The 16,684-nt window shown below is 76.2% G+C and carries 16 protein-coding genes; 12 read left to right on the top strand and 4 right to left on the bottom strand.

Annotated elements, in window-relative coordinates; genetic code table 11:
• Positions 1-62: 62 nt before the first annotated feature.
• Positions 63-692 (bottom strand): hypothetical protein, encoded by a 630-nt coding sequence (locus ACFXAM_RS19165; RefSeq protein WP_380292670.1) that lies wholly within the window; start codon positions 690-692, stop codon positions 63-65.
• 302 nt (positions 693-994) lie between these two features.
• Here ACFXAM_RS19165 and ACFXAM_RS19160 point away from each other — a divergent pair, with 302 nt between their 5' ends.
• From ACFXAM_RS19160 to ACFXAM_RS19145, 4 genes are all read left to right on the top strand, one after another.
• Positions 995-3,142 (top strand): hypothetical protein, encoded by a 2,148-nt coding sequence (locus ACFXAM_RS19160; protein ID WP_380292668.1) that lies wholly within the window; start codon positions 995-997, stop codon positions 3,140-3,142.
• Positions 3,132-4,541 (top strand): hypothetical protein, encoded by a 1,410-nt coding sequence (locus ACFXAM_RS19155; RefSeq protein WP_380292666.1) that lies wholly within the window; start codon positions 3,132-3,134, stop codon positions 4,539-4,541. The genes ACFXAM_RS19160 and ACFXAM_RS19155 overlap by 11 nt, the downstream gene beginning before the upstream one ends.
• Before the next feature lie 95 nt (positions 4,542-4,636).
• Positions 4,637-5,200, top strand: a complete 564-nt coding sequence (locus ACFXAM_RS19150) for a dihydrofolate reductase family protein (protein ID WP_380292664.1) — start codon at positions 4,637-4,639, stop codon at positions 5,198-5,200.
• A gap of 52 nt (positions 5,201-5,252) precedes the next feature.
• Positions 5,253-6,767: a hypothetical protein gene (locus ACFXAM_RS19145; protein ID WP_380292662.1), complete on the top strand. Its 1,515-nt coding sequence runs from the start codon at positions 5,253-5,255 to the stop codon at positions 6,765-6,767.
• Positions 6,768-6,857: 90 nt separating this feature from the next.
• Here ACFXAM_RS19145 and ACFXAM_RS19140 read toward each other — a convergent pair whose 3' ends face one another.
• Positions 6,858-7,625, bottom strand: coding sequence for a hypothetical protein (locus tag ACFXAM_RS19140; protein ID WP_380292660.1), 768 nt, complete (start codon positions 7,623-7,625; stop codon positions 6,858-6,860).
• Positions 7,622-8,530, bottom strand: a complete 909-nt coding sequence (locus ACFXAM_RS19135) for an ABC transporter ATP-binding protein (protein WP_380292658.1) — start codon at positions 8,528-8,530, stop codon at positions 7,622-7,624. Before ACFXAM_RS19135 ends, ACFXAM_RS19140 begins: the two co-directional genes overlap by 4 nt.
• Before the next feature lie 160 nt (positions 8,531-8,690).
• Here ACFXAM_RS19135 and ACFXAM_RS19130 point away from each other — a divergent pair, with 160 nt between their 5' ends.
• The 8 genes from ACFXAM_RS19130 (at position 8,691) to ACFXAM_RS19095 (ending at position 16,246) form a co-directional block, all read left to right on the top strand.
• Entirely contained in the window at positions 8,691-9,962 is a 1,272-nt protein-coding gene (locus tag ACFXAM_RS19130; protein WP_380292656.1) for a sensor histidine kinase, read from the top strand.
• Positions 9,962-10,627, top strand: a complete 666-nt coding sequence (locus tag ACFXAM_RS19125) for a response regulator (protein ID WP_380292674.1) — start codon at positions 9,962-9,964, stop codon at positions 10,625-10,627. Before ACFXAM_RS19130 ends, ACFXAM_RS19125 begins: the two co-directional genes overlap by 1 nt.
• Before the next feature lie 473 nt (positions 10,628-11,100).
• Positions 11,101-11,604 (top strand): RNA polymerase sigma factor, encoded by a 504-nt coding sequence (locus tag ACFXAM_RS19120; RefSeq protein WP_380292672.1) that lies wholly within the window; start codon positions 11,101-11,103, stop codon positions 11,602-11,604.
• Between the two features lie 61 nt (positions 11,605-11,665).
• The gene (locus tag ACFXAM_RS19115) at positions 11,666-12,493 is read left to right on the top strand and encodes an anti-sigma factor (protein ID WP_380292654.1); all 828 of its coding nucleotides are present in this window, start codon (positions 11,666-11,668) and stop codon (positions 12,491-12,493) included.
• 32 nt (positions 12,494-12,525) lie between these two features.
• Positions 12,526-13,335 (top strand): ABC transporter ATP-binding protein, encoded by an 810-nt coding sequence (locus ACFXAM_RS19110; protein WP_380292652.1) that lies wholly within the window; start codon positions 12,526-12,528, stop codon positions 13,333-13,335.
• The gene (locus tag ACFXAM_RS19105; protein ID WP_380292651.1) at positions 13,332-14,726 is read left to right on the top strand and encodes a hypothetical protein; all 1,395 of its coding nucleotides are present in this window, start codon (positions 13,332-13,334) and stop codon (positions 14,724-14,726) included. The genes ACFXAM_RS19110 and ACFXAM_RS19105 overlap by 4 nt, the downstream gene beginning before the upstream one ends.
• Entirely contained in the window at positions 14,723-15,307 is a 585-nt protein-coding gene (locus ACFXAM_RS19100) for a hypothetical protein (protein ID WP_380292650.1), read from the top strand. The genes ACFXAM_RS19105 and ACFXAM_RS19100 overlap by 4 nt, the downstream gene beginning before the upstream one ends.
• Positions 15,308-15,817: 510 nt before the next feature.
• Entirely contained in the window at positions 15,818-16,246 is a 429-nt protein-coding gene (locus ACFXAM_RS19095; protein ID WP_380292648.1) for a DUF2690 domain-containing protein, read from the top strand.
• Between the two features lie 68 nt (positions 16,247-16,314).
• Here the strand turns inward: ACFXAM_RS19095 and ACFXAM_RS19090 are convergent, their stop codons facing one another.
• Positions 16,315-16,530, bottom strand: a complete 216-nt coding sequence (locus ACFXAM_RS19090) for a hypothetical protein (protein WP_380292646.1) — start codon at positions 16,528-16,530, stop codon at positions 16,315-16,317.
• Positions 16,531-16,684 lie beyond the last annotated feature (154 nt).

Genomic DNA, 16,684 nt, shown 5'->3' with positions numbered 1-16,684 from the left:
TTATAAGAGACTGGTCCGGGAGCGGCGCGGGCCCGGTGCGGGCCCGGTGCCGCGCCACCGCGCTACCGCGCCGCCGCGGCCTCCAGGGCGGGGACGGCCGCGACGAGGGCGTCCACGAAGGGCTCCAGCTGCCCGGGCTCGGGCAGCTCGTCCCAGAGGAAGCACACCTCGCGGTCGTGGAACGACACCGCCGGGGCGTCGACGGCGGCCAGCCGCCGCGCGATGTCGGTGTCCACCAGGAAGGCCACGAGGTCCCCGGCGCCCTCGCCGCGCGGTACGTAGACGAAATCGGGGGGCCAGTGGACGCCCAGGGGCAGCGAGCTCCAGGGGCGTTCCAGCCGGACGGTGCGCGCGGGGGCCGCGAGGCCGATGCAGACCGCGAGCCAGATGTCCACGTCCCGGGACCGGTTGCGCATCAGCAGGGCGATCGTCGCCCGGCGCTTGCCGAGCATCCCGGAGACGGCGTACACCGCGAGGGTCTCCTCCGTCAGCCAGCCGTAGTGCGTGAGGTGGCCGGTCCAGCGGGGCTTCCGGCGGTCGTGCTCCCACCAGCCCGGTCGCTTCCCGAAGTCCCCGACGGCCCTGCGCAGCCGCCCGGCGCGCCGGGCCTTGCGCCCCGCGAGCACGGCCGCTGCGATCAGGACGACGACCGGCAGGCCGAGGGTCAGGAAGTAGACGATCGCTCCGACCATGGAATCTCCAACTCACCGATGAACAACCGATGTTCACCGTAGCGTCGACACGGCCCGCGGAACAGCGGCCGGGCCCGCCGATACGGCGGCGGCGCCTCCCGGGCCCGTCCCGCCGCCGGCCCCGCCGGTCCGGGCCGGTGACGGTCCGGGGAGGTCGCCTCCGTCCGGAGCGCCCACGAGTAGGGTGGGCGGACGAACCACCGGGAGGGGCGCCGATGCGGACACCGGCAGGCATACGGAGACGGACCGGGACACGCCGGGCCCGGGCGGGCACGGCCCTCGCGGCGCTCACCACGCTCGCCGTGCTCCTCACGCTCGCCGCGCTCGTCCTGCTCGGCGGCGGCGGAACGGCCGTCGCGGCCGCGCCGAGCCCCACGGCGACCGCCGCTGCCACCGCCACTGCCACCGACACGCCGGCCGGCCGCCCCACCGACGGCACGACCCGCTCCGAGCGCCTGGCCGAGCAACTGCGCAGGAACCCGGTCTACGTCTCGGCCGCCCTGCCTCGCCGGCTGCCGCGCTCGCTCGCCCCGGAGATCGCCGCCCTCGCGGAGCGCACCGGCGTGCCCACCTATGTGCTGGCGCTGCCGGACGGCGACGCCGCGCTGCTCGCCCTGGTGCACGACCGGCTCGGCACGGACGGCCTCTATGTGCTGATCGGCGACCACGGCTCCATCACCGCGGCCGCGTTCAGCGTCGACCTCCCGGTGGACGACGCCCGCCGGATCTCCTTCTACGGCACCCCGCGCGGTGCCGGGCCGCTCGCGGCGTTCGAGAACTTCGTCGACGCCGTCGCCTCCGGCAAGGACCGGGCCGCCGCCGACGCCGAGGAACTGTCGAACCGGTACCACGACGGCGACCGGAGCGATCCGTACATCAGCTCCACCGACCGGCAGAACCAGAACCTGCTGCTCGGACTGGCGGTCGTGGTCCTGCCCGGCCTGGTGCTCGCCCTCGGCCTCGGCCTCTGCCTCCCCCTCCGCCGGACCCGCTCCTGCGGGCCGGGCAACAGACCCGCCGTCAGCCTGGAGAAGCCGCGGGCCGTGCGCCACCGCGCCCGGGGTCCGGCCGCCGCGCGGCGCGGCCTCGTGCTGCTCCCGGTGACCCTGCTGGCGACGGCCGCCACCGTGGTCGGCGTGGTGCGCGTCGCGCCCGCCGTCTTCCCCCAGGTCGTCGACGGCCCCTCCCTGAACGTCACCCGGGCCGACCTGGACGCCCGCGTCGACGAGATCGCCGCGGGGCTCACGGCCGACCCGGTCTACCAGGACCCGTCCGGCCCCGACGCGCTCACCGCCGCCGAGTTGCCCGCGCTCCGGCAGCGGCTCGCCGAACTCGCCCCCCAGGGCCCGGTGCACGTCGTGGTCACCCCCACCGGCAGCGACGACGAGACCGACCAGGACGCCGATCTGCTGCTCGCCCTGATCCACGAACGCACCGGCCGCAACGGCGTCTACGTCCTCGTCGACCCGACGACCGGCACGATCGACCTCGACAGTTACGGGACCGACCGGGACACCCTGCGCCGCTTCGCACGACTGCCGGCCGGGGTCAGGTACGTGTACGGGAACACCGGGGGCCGGAGCGTGGCACAGCGGCTGGACCAGGTGCTGGACGCCGTCGCCGCCGCCGGGCCCCGGCCGGGCGACGATCCCGCGGAGCGCCCCACCACGCTGCCCCCGCTGCACGACAACCGGCTGCCGGCCCTGTTCGGCAACGACTTCGGGACCGGCGTCGGACTCGGCGTGATGCTGCTCGGCGCCCTGCTGGTGCTCGGCTGGGCCGCCCTCGCCACCGCCCGGGCCGTGATCCGCTCCCGGCGCACCCGCGCGGCCGGCCCCTCGCCGCAGCACACCACCCCGCTGCCCTCCCTGCGGCAGCTCCGCGCCCGGGCCGGCGAGGGGGTCCGCGACCTCTCCGCACAACTGGCCGCCTCACAACCGACCGCCGCGCAGGAGACCGCCGCCGCGCAGGATCCGGCGCCCGGCCGCGCCCGCGCCTGGGACTGCCTGGACGCCGCCGGGCTCCTCGCCGGCGGCGGCGGGCAGCGCCCCGACGCCCCGGCCGGGGCGGACGAGGCGGCCGAGGCCGGCGACCTGGCCGCCGCCGTGGTGCTCGCCCGGGCCGGGCTGGCCGCGCTCCGCGGCCGTTCCCACCCCACCGTCTGCCGGCTCAACCCGCTGCACGGCGAGGCCACCGGCGGCCCGGTGCCGGCCTGGTTCGCCGCAGTCGGCCTCGGCCCGGCGTCCGCGGAGTTGTGCCCCGCCTGCCGGGACGCCCTCCGCGGCGGAGCCGTCCGCGTGGACCTGGCCCGGGACCGGCTGCTGCGCCTGCCCGGGGCGGGCCACCGCACCCGGACCGTCTGGGACGAGGCCGGGCAGGTCCTGCCGGCCGCCCGCGAGGGAATCGAAGCACTCATCCTCAGGACCAGGGAGTCCGCCGGTGTCCAGTGACCGCCCGACCATCCGACGCCCGACCGTCCGACGCGCGACCGTCCGGCGCCCGACCATCCGACGCCCGACCGTCCGGCGCCCGGCCACCACGACGCTGGACCGGCGCCGGCTCGGCGGGCTGCTCGCCGCGCTGCTGACGGCCTGTGCGGCCCTGCTCGGCACCGCCGCCCCCGTCCGCGCGGAGAGCACGGGCCCCGGCCCGGGCGCCGCGACGATCGTCGAGGCGCTGGCCACCGCCCCGGTCCACGTCGACCCGTCCTTCGCCGCCGCCGTCACCGCCGCCCAGCAGCGGGAGCTCGCCGACCGGATCGCCGTGTCCGGCCTGCCGATCAAGGTGGTCCTGGTGCCACTGAAGAAGGGCGACGCGTTCGGCGGCAGCGCCGAGTCCCTGGCCGCGGTGGTCCGGGAACGCCTCGGCCTGCCGCAGTTGATCCTGCTCACCAACGACGAGTACGGGAGCCGGCTCAAGGGCACCGAGTGGCCCGACGACACCCACCGGGCCCGCGACGCGGCGATGGCCGTGGGCATGCTGAAGGAGCTCAAGGACGCCGGACTGGCCGCCCGCGTCGGCCGGGCCGTCGACCTGATCGCGACCGGCCGGGCCACCGAGGTCTACCAGGCCGAGGCCGCCCGGGCCGACCGCGAGTACTCGGCCCGCCCCACGGTGCCCCGGGTGAAGGACGAGGCGGCCCGCTCCTCCTCCGACGGCAGCGGAACCCTGCTCGTGGTCGACGCCGCGCTGGTCCTCGCCGTCCTCGCCGCCGCCCTCCTGATACGGCGCCGCCGCTCCTCCCGGCCCACCGCCCCCGCCTTCCCCGACACCGTCTTCGCCACCGGGCAGGCCGCCGACGAGGCCGGGCTGCGCCGGCAGGCCGCCGCCGAACTGCTCGCCCTCGGCGAGGCCGTCGACGGCGCCGACGGGACCACCACCCCCGGCCTGGCCCGCGCCCTGGACGCCTACGACGCGGCCGGCCGGGTGCTGGACGCCGCCCGCGGCGTCCCCGACCTGGTGGGCGTGCTCGCCCTGGCCGCCGAGGGACGCGCCGCGCTCGCGGCCGGACCGCGGCTCCCGCTGTGCTTCTTCGACCCCCGGCACGGCGCCGCCGTCCGCCGCACCACCTGGCGCCCGGTCGGCCGCCGGGAACGCGTCGACATCGCCGTCTGCGAGGACTGCGCCCGGGCCCTGCGCGCCCGCCGCGCGCCCCGGGTGCTCGCCGTCCGCGACCGGGGCCGCACCGTCCCCTACTTCGAGGTGCCCGCCGACCGCAGCCTCTGGGCCGCCACCGGCTACGGCTCCCTGCTCTCCGGCCCCGACGACACCCTCGCCGCCCGGGTCGGCACCGGCGCCTTCAGCCGTGCCCGGCAGCGGTCCGAGGAGCGCGGCGCGGCCGAGGACTGACCCCGGGAGGGCCGCCGGATCCCTGCCGCGCGCCGATGAGTCCCCCGCACCACGCCCGTCGCTACGCTGGGACCGACTCACGGAGGGCCGGTGCCATGCGGAGACTCATCTACGGCATGAACGTGTCCGTGGACGGCTACATCGCCGCACCCGGCGACGACATCGGCTGGAGCACGCCGAGCGACGAGCTGTTCGGCTTCTGGTCCGACCGGTTGCGGGCGACCGAGCTGTCGCTGTACGGGGGCAGGCTGTGGCGGACGATGAGCTCCTACTGGCCGACCGCCGATCAGCAGCCCGGGGTCACCCCGGCGGAGACCGAGTTCGCGCACCGCTGGCGGGACATGGCCAAGGTGGTGTTCTCCTCGACGGTCGACGAGGTCGACTGGAACACCCGCCTGGTCCCCCGCGACGCGGTCGCCGAGATCACCCGGCTCAAGGCCGAGGACGGCGGCCCGATGGACATCGGCGGCGCGACGCTCGCCGGGGCGGCCATGCGGGCCGGACTGATCGACGAGTACGTGCTGGCCACCGCGCCGGTCCTGGTGGGCGGCGGCACGCCGTTCTTCACCGCGCTGGACAACTGGGTGGACCTGAACCTGGTGGAGACCCGGACGCTCCCCTGCGGCGTGGTCCTGAGCAGGTACGAGACCCGACGCTGAGCACCCGTCACCCGCCCGGCCGGCCGCCGCCACCGGGTGACAGGATGGCGCGGTGTCCGACTCCCTGCGTGAACCGTGGCTGCGCGGCCTCGCCCTCAACCCCGTGGCGCCCTCCGACGTCCTGGTCCGCCTGATGGACCGGGCGGCCGGTGCGGCCGGCCCGCTGATGTGCGAGGGCCGTGACCTCCCCGACGCCGTCGTCGACGCGGCGCTGCGCCATCCGGACCCGGGGATCCGCCGCGCACTCGCCCGCAACCGGCACGTCGACCCGGCCCGGCTCGCGCCCTTGGCGACGGACCCGTCGGGGATCGTCCGCGCCTGGCTCGCCGGTGGCCCCCGCTCCTGGCCCCGGTCGGTCCGGCCGCTTCCGGACGACGTCCTCGTCACCCTCCTGACCGCCGAGGACGGGGGTGCGGACGGCAGGCTCACCGCGAACGAGATCATCGAGGAGCTCGTCTCCTCCCGGCAGATCCCGCCGGCCTTCCACCGCTCCCTGGCCGATCGCGAGCACCCCGCGCTCCGGATCCGGGCCACCCTGACGTGGCAGTCGCTCACCCCCGCGCAGCGCGAGGCCCTGCTCGACGACCCCGACCCCGCCGTGCGGCAGGCCGCGCGGGACCGGAGCTGGGTGCTGGACCCGGAGCGGGTGGAGGCCGAGCTGCCGTCCGTCGGCGCGCGTCACAGGGAATTCGTGTTCGGCACCTGCGCCCTGTCCCCCGCGCTCGTCGAGCAGTGCTTCGCGGACGGCACGGTGCGCGCCCTGGCCCGGAACCCCCACATCCCGGCCGACACCGTGGCCCGGCTCGCCCGCCACCCCGAGGCGACCGTCCGCGCACTGACCGCCGTCCGGCCCGACCTGGGACCCGAGCTGGCGGCGGAGCTGAGGCAGGATCCGGACGAGACCGTACGGCTGCGCGCACGCCTCCAGCCCTTCTCCCGCACCTGGGCCGAGTACGGGGCGATCGGGCGGGTCGTCGGCCAGGTCGTCGGACATGGTCCGGACTGCATCTGCCCGATCACCGAGCCGTCCACCGAGTCCTCCTCCAAGCCGTCCGCCGAGCCGTCCCCGGACTGGTTCGCCGCCTGCGCCGCGTCCGGGGAACCGGAGCTCCGCCGGGTGGCGGCGAGCCGGCCGCTCCTGCCCGCGGACCTCGCCGGAGCACTCGCGCAGGACGCCGACGAGGAGGTGCGGATCCGGCTGGCCTGCCACCACCCCCTGGCTCCGCCCGGTCTCCTCCTGGACGTCTTCGTCACCCGCCCGGTCCACCGCCCGCACCTGCTGACCCTGCCCGCGTTCCCGCGCACCGGCCTCACCCACCTCATCGCCCACCCGGACCCCGAGGTGCGCGCCCTGGCCGCCGCCGATCCCGCCCTCCCCGACCCCCCGGTGGACGATCCCGACGACACCGTGTGCCGGGCAGCCGCCGCCAACCCGAGCCTGACCCCTCGGGCCCTGGAGGACCTCCTCACCACCCCCCGCACCGCGGAGGGCGCCGCCGCCAACCCGTCCCTCCCCGCCCACCGCATGCATACCCTCCTCGACCACTGCCTGCACGCCCCGGCGTGAATCCGCTCGCCGACACGCCCCCGCCGCCGGGCACGGCCCACGGGTTGCCCGAGGCGGCGGGGGCACGGTCCCACCAGGCCCGGCGCCCCGTCAGTTCCCCTGGCGGCGCAGTCCGCACAGTCCGGCGTACGCGGCGGCGCCGGCCCACAGGGCCATGATCAGCAGGCCGGTCCAGTGCCCGTACGCGACCTGCGGGTCGTCGGCGTAGCGCAGCGCGTACTGGCCCGCGCGGTCCGGGAGGAACTGCGCGGCACTGCGTACGCCCGGGACGCCGGACAGCAGCGGGGAGAGCAGGAAGACGCCCGGCAGCAGCAGGCCCATGGCCGCGGTGAGGCTGCGCAGCACCGCGGTCAGCCCCAGGCAGAACACCACCAGCAGCACCGGGTAGAGCACCCCGGCGGTGGCGCTGCGCACCAGGGCGGGGCCGTCCCAGGTCTCCGGCACGAACGCGCCGTAGCCGAGGAACGAGCCGGCGGTCCCGAGCACGCCGACGCCGAGGGCAACGGCCGCGCCGAGGGCGAGCTTCGCGCTGTAGAGGCGGCCGCGGTGCGGGACGGCGGCCAGGGAGACGCCGATCATGCGGGTGCCGAACTCCTGCCCGAACAGCAGGACGGCGAAGCAGACCAGCGCCGCCTGGCCGAAGTTGAGGCCGTAGTGGATGCCGAGGCCCGGGTCCTCGGCGAAGCTGTCGTCCCGGCCGCCGACGGCAGCGGCCACGGCGGTGCCGAAGCCGACGGTGAGCAGGACGGCGACGAGCGGGGTGATCCACAGGGAGCGCAGGGTGGTGAACTTGATCCGCTCGGCGCGCAGCGCGGCCCGGGCGGCCGGGCCGGCCGTGAAGGAGGTCGCGGTGCTCATGCGGCCACCGCCCGGTACTCGACGCTGTCGGCGGTCATCCGCAGGAAGGCCTCCTCCAGGGAGTCCTGCTGCACGGCGATCTCGTACAGCACCACCCCCTCGGCGGCCGCCAGCGCGGCGACCTCCTCGGGCGCTGCGCCGGTGACCTCCCAGGCGCCGCCGTCCGCACGCCGGGCGTCCAGGCCCGAGCGGCCGATCAGCGACGCCAGCGCGTCCGGGTCGACGGCCCGCACCCGGATCCTGGTCCGGCCGTGGCGGTCGATGAAGTCCGTGGTCGCCGCGTCCGCCAGCAGCCGGCCCCGGCCGATCACCACCAGGTGGTCGGCGGTCAGCGCCATCTCCGACATCAGGTGCGAGGAGGCCAGCACCGCGCGCCCCTCGGCGGCCAGGCCGCGCAGCAGGGCGCGGATCCAGCGGATGCCCTCCGGGTCCAGGCCGTTCACCGGCTCGTCGAGCATCAGCACCGGCGGGTCGCCGATCAACGCGGCGGCCACGCCCAGGCGCTGGCGCATGCCGAGGGAGAAGCCGCGGATCCGCCGGTCGGCCGCGTCGGACAGCCCGACCTGGTCGAGCACCTCCTCGACCCGGCGCCGCGGCAGGCCGTTGCTCGCGGCCAGCCAGCGCAGGTGTCCGCGCGCCGTGCGGCCGCCGTGCAGGGCGTGCGGGTCGAGCAGGGCGCCCACCCGCCGCAGCGGGGCGTCCAGTTCGGCGTACGGGCGGCCGTCGATCAGGGCCCGGCCGGCGCTCGGGCGCTCCAGGCCGAGGATCAGCCGCATCGTCGTGCTCTTGCCGGCGCCGTTGGGCCCGAGGAAGCCGGTCACCACCCCGGGGCGGACCTCGAAGCCGAGGCCGTCCACCACCCGTGTCCCGCCGTACTCCTTGGTGAGTCCCTCCACGGTGATCATGACCGTCCTCCGTTCTGCCGCGTCGTGCGAGCCGCGCCGTTGTCCTTCGGTGGCTCCATGGGACCGCGTCCGGGCGCCCCGGCGGATCCCGCCGGGGAGGGGACCGGCCTCCCTCTCGGGAGGGAGGCCGCGCACGTCGCCGGCCTGGCAGGATGGCGCCGTGTCCCGCATCGTCGCGCCCCTGCTGAGTCCCGTCACCTACGCGCGGTGGCTGCATCTGCTGATCGGCTGGATCTTCGCCGGCGTCATGCTGATGATCTATCCGGGCATCGCGGGACGCGGCTTCGGCGAGGTGCTGGTACGGGCCGTGCCGGTGGACGTCGCGCTGGTGGTGCTGTCCGCGACGGTGCCCGCGATGCGCCGGGCGGAGGGCGTGCAGGCACGGCTGCTGCTCGTCCCCGAGCGCGAGCAGGACATCGTCGCCGAACCCTCGCGCAGTTGGGCCGACCGGTGGCGCACGGCGCTCTGGCTGCTCGGCCGGCTGGTCCTCGGCGGGGCCGTGGGCGCGGCCTCGGTGCTCGGACCCGCCACCGCCTTCGACCTGCTGGTGCGGCCGGAGCCGGTGGTGTTCGGCCTCCGGATGCCGGGCGGGGACGCCCCGCGCTGGGCGCCGCTGCTGGCACCGCTGGCCCTGTTCGGTCTCGGCTGGCTGGTCGTCTGGGCCGGTCGGCTCCAACTGGCCATGGCCGTCCGGCTGCTGGGGCCCTCCCCGGCGGAGCGGCTGGCCGCGGCCGAGCTGCGCGCCGAACGGCTGCTGGAGCGCAACCTGCTGGCGCGCGAGCTCCACGACTCCATCGGCCACGCGCTGACGGTGACGGTCCTTCAGGCGGGCGCCGCACGCGCAGTCGGCGACCAGGCGTTCACGGCCAAGGCGCTCGACGTCATCGAGGAGACCGGCCGCCGGGCCATGGACGACCTCGAACGCACTCTCGCCCTGCTCCGGGACACCGGCGGCACCGGCGGCACCGGCGGCTTGGGCGGCGTGGGCGGCACCGGCGACGCGGGCACCGAGGACGTCCGCGAACGGCCGGGCATCGACCGCCTCCCCGCCCTCTTCGAGACCGCCCGGGCGGCCGGCAGCCCCGTCGAGGCCCGGGTCGACGTCCCGCCCGGACCGCTGCCCGGCGTGCTCTCCCGCGAGGGCTACCGGATCGTCCAGGAGGGCGTCACCAACGCCCTCAAGTACGCCCCCGGCGAGCCGATCAGCGTCCGGATCGCCGTCCGCGACGGCCGGCTGGAGCTGCGCTGCGCCAACGCCCTGCCCGCGCACGCCGGTGCACCGGGCCGCTCCGGCGGCCCACCGCGCCGCGGCGGCAAGGGACTTCGCGGCATCCGCGAGCGGGCCGTGCTGCTCGGCGGCGAGGCCTCGGCGGGCGTCGAGTCCGGCGAGTGGGTGCTGGCCGTCCGGGTCCCCCTACGCTTGGGCGCGTGATGATCGACATTCTGCTGGCGGACGACGAGGAACTGGTCCGGGCCGGCCTGCGGGCGGTGCTGGAGGCGCAGGGCGACCTGCGGGTGGTCGGCGAGGCGTCCGACGGCGCGCAGGCGGTCGACCTGGCCCGCCGGCTGCGTCCGCACGTGGTGCTGATGGACGTGCGGATGCCCGGAACGGACGGCCTCGCCGCGACCCGTGAACTGGTCCGCGACGGGGCCGTGCCCGGCGGCCACACGCCGAAGATCGTGGTCGTCACCACCTTCGAGATCGACGACTACGTCTACCAGGCCCTGCGGGCCGGCGCCGACGGCTTCCTGCTCAAGCGCACCAGGCCCGCCGAGATCGCCCAGGCCGTACGGCTGGTGGCGGCCGGCGAGTCGCTGCTCTTCCCCGCCCAGATCCGCCGGCTCGCGGCCGGCCGGGGCAACGAGGCGGCGCGCGCGGCGATGGTACGGGCCGCTCTGACCGGGCGCGAGGCCGAGGTGCTGCGGCTGGTCGCACGCGGACTGACCAACGGGGAGATCGCCGAACAGCTGTACCTCGGCGTGCAGACGGTGAAGACGCACGTCAGCAGCATGCTGGCGAAGCTCGGCGCACGCGACCGCACCCAGGCGGTCGTCCTCGCCTACGAGTCGGGCTTCGTGGCACCGGCCGACCGGTGACTTCGAGGCCGGCGGGCACGTCCTGGTCGAGCCCGGCCGGGAGCCTTCCGAACTCCACGGCGCGGTGGCGGCGGTGGAGGGAGCCGACGAGGCTGCCGGTGGCGGTGCCCGCGCGGACGTCGTCGCGGCTGCGGCGTCCGGGCACCCCGGGCACCCCGGGCACCATCGGCAGGACCGGCCGGGAGCGGTCCGGGGCCTGGACCGCGCAGTGGCCCGCCCGGACCGGCGCAGCGCCTCGGTGCGGCCGGCGCCGGGCGCGACACCGGCGCCCCTGAGGATCGTCCGGAGACTCCGCACCGCCAGAGGCCGACCGGCCCGGCATCCGGCGAACAGCCACCGCCGACGAGACCCGCCCGACTGTGATGCAGGTCACGCCGGGCGCAGAACCCGGACGCCCCTGCGGGCGTCTGGCTGGTGTGAGATCACGCAGGAGAGCACTGGACGACGTGGACGAGGAGCGACTCCTCCGGCTGGTGGCCAAGGGGAACCGCGCGGCGTTCGACGAGCTGTACCGGCGCACGTCGCCGTGGCTGGCGGTGCGGCTGCGCCGCCGTTGCGCGGACGAGCAGATCGTCGCCGAAGTCATGCAGGAGACCTATCTGGCGGTATGGCGCGCGGCCGGCGCGTTCGCCGGGAGCGCGGCCGGCGGGACGGCCGCCGGATGGCTGTGGACCATCGCGGCGCGGCGCCTCGTCGACGCGTTCCGGCGCCGCGCCCACCACGCCGAACCGCCGGTCGCCGCCGCCGAGCGGGCCGTGGTTCCCGCGGCGGAGGAGGAGGCGCTCGCCGGGACCGTCGGCGGCGACGTCGGCGACGCCCTGCGACGGCTGGCGCCGGAACTCCGAGAGGTCCTCCAGGCCACCGTGCTCGACGGGCTCTCCGTCCGGGAGACCGCCGTCCTGCTCAGACTGCCCGAAGGCACGGTCAAGACCCGTGCCCGCCGGGCCCGGATCGCGATGCGGGAGGCGCTGGCATGAGCGGGCGAAGCACGAGGGTCCCCCCGGCCGGAGGCCGGGAGAGAGTCATGGGGAGGTGCGCATGAGCGGGGAACACGCGTCCCGGCGCTTGATCGACGACTACACGCGCGGTGACACGGCGATGGCGGCGGACACGGTCTGGGCCCTGGAGGCCCACCTGGAGACGTGCGCGCCGTGCCGGAGCCTGCTGGCGGCCTCCGTGGCCACCGAGGCGCCGGGCATCGCCGCACTCGTCGACTCCGTCCGGGCCGGTTTGGAACCGCGGTTGGACGCGGCGGTCACGAGGCCCTCGCGGTGGCACCGTCCGGGCTGGGTGTCGTCCTGGCTGACGCCGGTCATGACCCCGTGGCTGGCGATGACCGCCGTCGTCACCCTGATGGCGCTGCTGCTGGACGCGGCCGCGCCGCCGGAGTTCCTCGGCGGCTCCTCGGTGGTGTCGCTGCTGGCGCCGGTCCTGCCGCTGTGCGGCGTCGCCGCGTCGTGGTCGAGCGGCCTCGACCCGGCCCACGAACTGACCGCCTCGACCGCCCGGGCCGGCCTGCCCCTGCTGCTCAGGCGCACCACCTCGGCCCTCACGGTGGTCCTGCCCGTGCTGCTGCTGGGGGGATGGCTGACCGGGACCACGACGGCCGCGCAGTGGCTGCTGCCCTCGCTGGCCTTCACCTCCACCGCGCTGGCACTGGGCAGCGTGATCGGGGTGACCCGCGCCGCCGGCTGGCTGGCGGTCGCCTGGGGCCTCGTCGTCGTGGCACCCGCGCTGGTCACCGGCCGCGGCCCCACTGTCCTCCGCCTGGCCCTGCAGCCGGACCGGCTGCCGGTGTGGGGACTGCTCCTCGCACTCAGCGCCGGCGCCGTGATCGCCCGCAGGAACACGTACTCGACGCTGTGACACCCATGTCCACCACCGAAAGGCACCACCGCATGACACCCGTGACGAGCGCGGCCGAAACCGCGCCCAGGACGTACGCCTGGGAGATCAGGGCCGACGGCCTCAAGGTACGCGTCGGACGGAGCAGGATGGCCGTCGACGGACTCGGCCTCTCCCTGGGCACCGGCGCCCACGGCCTCCTGGGGCCCAACGGGGCGGGGAAGACCACCCTGATCCGGACACTGGCCACGGTGCTGCGCCCCACCGAGGGCGAACTGGAGATCCTCGGCACCTCCGTGCGCAGGACGGCCGACCACCGGGCCCTGCGCCGCCGCATCGGCTACCTGCCGCAGGACTTCGGCTACTACAAGCGCTTCACGGTGCGCGAGTTCGTCGAGTACATGGCCTGGTTGAAGGAGGTCCCCAAGGCGGACATCCCCGAAGCCGTCCAGCGCGCCGTGGAACGGGTGGGCCTGGCGGACCGCGCCGACCACCGGATGAAGACCCTGTCCGGCGGCATGGTGCGCCGGGCCGGCATCGCCCAGGCCATCGTCAACTCCCCGGAGGTGCTGCTGCTGGACGAGCCGACCGCCGGCCTCGACCCGGCACAGCGGCTGCGCTTTCGCGAACTGCTCCACGAACTGGGCCGCGACACCTGCGTGATCGTCTCCACCCACCTGGTCGAGGACGTCGCGGCCGCCTGCTCCGACGTGCTGCTCTTCGCCGACGGCCGCCTCGTCTTCCAGGGCACCCCGGGCGAACTCGCCGCCGCGGGCGGCCCCGAGCACCCGGGCGACAGCCCCCTGGAACGCGGCTACTCGGCGCTGCTCCGCGACTCCGGCCGGCAGGGAGGCGCCTGGTGAACGGACGTCTGCTGCGCACCGAGCTGAAGCGCTCGGCGGCCCCGTGGGCCGGAGCCGTCGTCCTGGGCGGCAGTCTGGCGGTCTTCTTCCTGATCGACGGAGTCTGGTGGCGGGGCACCGCGGGCTGGACGGCCCAATGGACCACCATGGCCATGTGGACCCGTTCCCTGCTGGCCTTCTGGCTGCCGCTCGTGGTCGGCATCGGAGCGGTCTACGGGCTGCGTGAACCCCGCTCGCGGATGACCGAACTGCTGGCGACCACGCCGCTGCCGTCCTGGCGCCGCGCGGCGCTGCCGGCGGGAGCGCTCGCGCTCGCCCTGGCGGTGGGCTTCGGCCTCCTCGTCCTCACCGGCGGGGTGCGGGTGGCGCTCGGCCCGACCACCTACACGGGCCTCGGCTGGCTGCCGATCCCGCTGGTGGCGGTGCTGGGACTCGTCGCGGCCGCCGTGTTCGCCATGGGCGTCGCCCGGACGCTGCCCTCCGTCCTCACCCCGCCGGCCCTGGTGGTGGCCTGCCTCGTGATGACGAACGTGCTGCGGGTGCGGATCGAAGGGGAGGTGCCGGAGAGCAGGACGTCGAACCGGCTCGGCCTGTTGTCCCCGGTGACCGCGGAGCCGCGGCGGATGCTGCTGACCCTGTCCGACTCCGTCCACCTCGGCCAGACGCTCTGGCTGGTCGGCCTGCTCGCCACCGGCCTGGCGCTGCTGGCGGCCACCACCCGCCGGGCCCGGCTGCTCGCGCTCGCTCCCGCCCTGGCCGGCGCGGCCGCGGCCCTGCTGATCCTGCCGACCGCCCCGCGCGACACCTACGTCGTCGACAAGGCCGCCGCCGCCCTGGTCTGCGACGGCCCGGTCTGCGTGACCCAGGCGAGCCAATCCCACCTGGCCGAGCTCGCACCGCGCGGCCGGGAGGCGCTGGGCGTCCTCCACGACGTCCTGGGCGACGCGGCGCCGACCTCGGTGCGGGAGGACACCGCCCTGCGCGCGCTCGGCGACCTCCGCACGCTGTCCGCCGACACCGTGACGGTCGACTTCGACGACCAGCTGTTCATCGACGCGACCGGCAGCGACCTGACCCGCGCGCTGATCGCCCAGGGGCTGGCACCGAGCTGCCACGCCCGCACCTCCCGGGAGGGCGGGACACAGAACGACATCGCCCTCCAGAGCATCGCCGTGAGCTGGGCCCTCGACGACCCCACCCTCCGGCCGATGGCGGAGAAGGCCGCCGACGAGTACGCGCGCCGGACCTGGGCCGCCGCCGATGCCGCCTGGCAGGACCTCAAGGGGCTGGCCACGGCCGAGCAGCGCGCACGGATCGCCGAGCTGCGCACCGCCGCCCTCTCCTGCACGGCGCGGCTGCCCGAGCTGCCGGCGGGAGGTGCGCAGCGATGAGGTGGCTGACGCTGTACGCGCGTTCACGGCAGGTGCCCGCCTCGGCCGCCGCGGTCACGCTGGTCGCCCTGGCGGTGTGGGCCTTCACCCGGGGCGACGGCACGGGCGGGACGGAGGCGATGGACCCGACCGCGTTCTTCGTGCTCGCCGCGGGCGTGGCGGCCGGCTCCGTCGGGTTCGGCGGGCAGGACCTCGCCCTGGACCGGACGGCCGCGATCCGGTGGGCGCCCCGCCGGGTGGCGCACGTGCTGCTGGTCGGCGCGCTCGCCGGTGCGGCGCTGCTGGCGGTCCAGGCGGCGGGCCCGAGGTTCGCCCCCACCGAGGTCGTCCTCCGGGACAGCGCGGGCCTGGTCGGCCTGGCCGCGCTCGGAGCGGTGCTCTGCGGGGCGCACCTCGCCTGGACGCTGCCGACCGCCTGGCTCGCGTTCACCGTCCTTGTCCCACCACTGCCACCCGACGCCGTGGGGAAAACGGTCGGCTGGATGACCTCTCCCCCGGGCACGGAGGCGTCCACCTGGGCCGCGGCAGCCCTCCTACTGACCGGCAGCGCCCTGTACGCCACAGCCGGCCCGAGACGCTGACGATCACATCCGCCGGCCGCCGGATGATGACGGTCAGTCACGATTCGCATGGCCTGCACCATGGACCACGGCGAGGAGAGCACAGGATGCCCGCCACGGTGACCTCCCAGCCGTTGCGGCCATGGCCGCCCGACCGCTCAACAGCATCCCGCACCGCCCCTGCTGACCTGCGAACCCGGACACCAACCGCCGGCCGGCGGATCACGGCCTTCGCTCCGGACTGCGAGCAGGTCGTTTCCGCCCGGCAGTCAGGGAGGCCCGGCTCCCGCGCGGCTTCGCGGGAGTGCGCGGACGACGGACGTGACCGCCCTCAAGGTCGTCGCGGCCCGGTGAGCCCCCGGAGGACCCGAGAGTCCGACCGTGAGGCCCGCGGCGCCCCGGCGTCGGCCTGCGGGGTGTCCCCTTTCCGGTGAATGAGGCGCTCTTCGCTGCGCGGGTCGGCCGGCTGCCGGTACCCCTGGGAGGAAGGAGGGCTCCGCCGGAGCCCCGACGGAAGGAGTGCCGATGCGGGTGTCCCGCAGCTCAGCCCTGGTTCTCGCGGCCGCCGCCCTGCTGGCGCCGGCAGCCCTGGCGCCGGTCCCGGCGCAGGCCGCGGTGGCCTGTCACGGCAACGCCTGCGACGGCGGGAGCCCGAAGTCCGCGGGCTGCGCCGCGGACGCGCGGACGGTCCCCGGCAGCGAGGTCCCGAAGGCCGCCGACCACGTCCGCGCCTGGCTGCGCTACTCCAGGGCGTGCCACGCGGTGTGGGCGCAGGCCGACGCGTCCGACGGCTGGGAGTTCGCGGTCCAGATCCGCGGCGGCGCCTCCCACCACGCCTTCACCGTGACCTCGGGCCCGACGTACACCGCCATGGTCGGCGCGGACCACGAGCACCGGGTGCGCCTGCGGGACTTCGACAACCAGTGGGAGGACGGACCGTGGCGCAAGGGCGGCAGCTGAGCCCGCGGCGTCCGCCCGCCCGGCCGGGGGTGCCGGCCGGGCGGGCGGGGTGGGCGGCGGACGGGTCGTCAGGCGGCCCGGCGGTCGTGGGTGAGGACGGCGGGGCCGGTCCGTTCGGCCATCACGCATTCCAGGTCGGCCCGGGGACCCTCGGCGGGGAACAGCCGCCGGCCGGTGCCGAGGACGGTGGGGAAGGTCAGCAGCCGGTACAACGGACGCCGTCGGCGCCCCTCCAGGGCGCTCAGGCACGCATTGGCCGCGATCCGGTACAGCCAGGTGCGCACCGACGCACGCGCCGGGTCGTACCGGTCGCGGGGCGTGCAGGCCCCCCCCAGCGGCAGCGGCACCACCGCCACCGGCTAGGGGCGCGACCCCCCCGCCCGGGGCAGAACCCCGGGAAAACGCCCCGCGAAGGGGGGTGATCCAACCCCCCCACAA

It is taken from the genome of Kitasatospora sp. NPDC059462 (genome assembly GCF_042749955.1).
Lineage (GTDB): Bacteria > Actinomycetota > Actinomycetes > Streptomycetales > Streptomycetaceae > Kitasatospora.
Note: the sequence above shows the minus strand (reverse complement) of the source record. Positions and strands in the feature narration are given on the sequence as shown.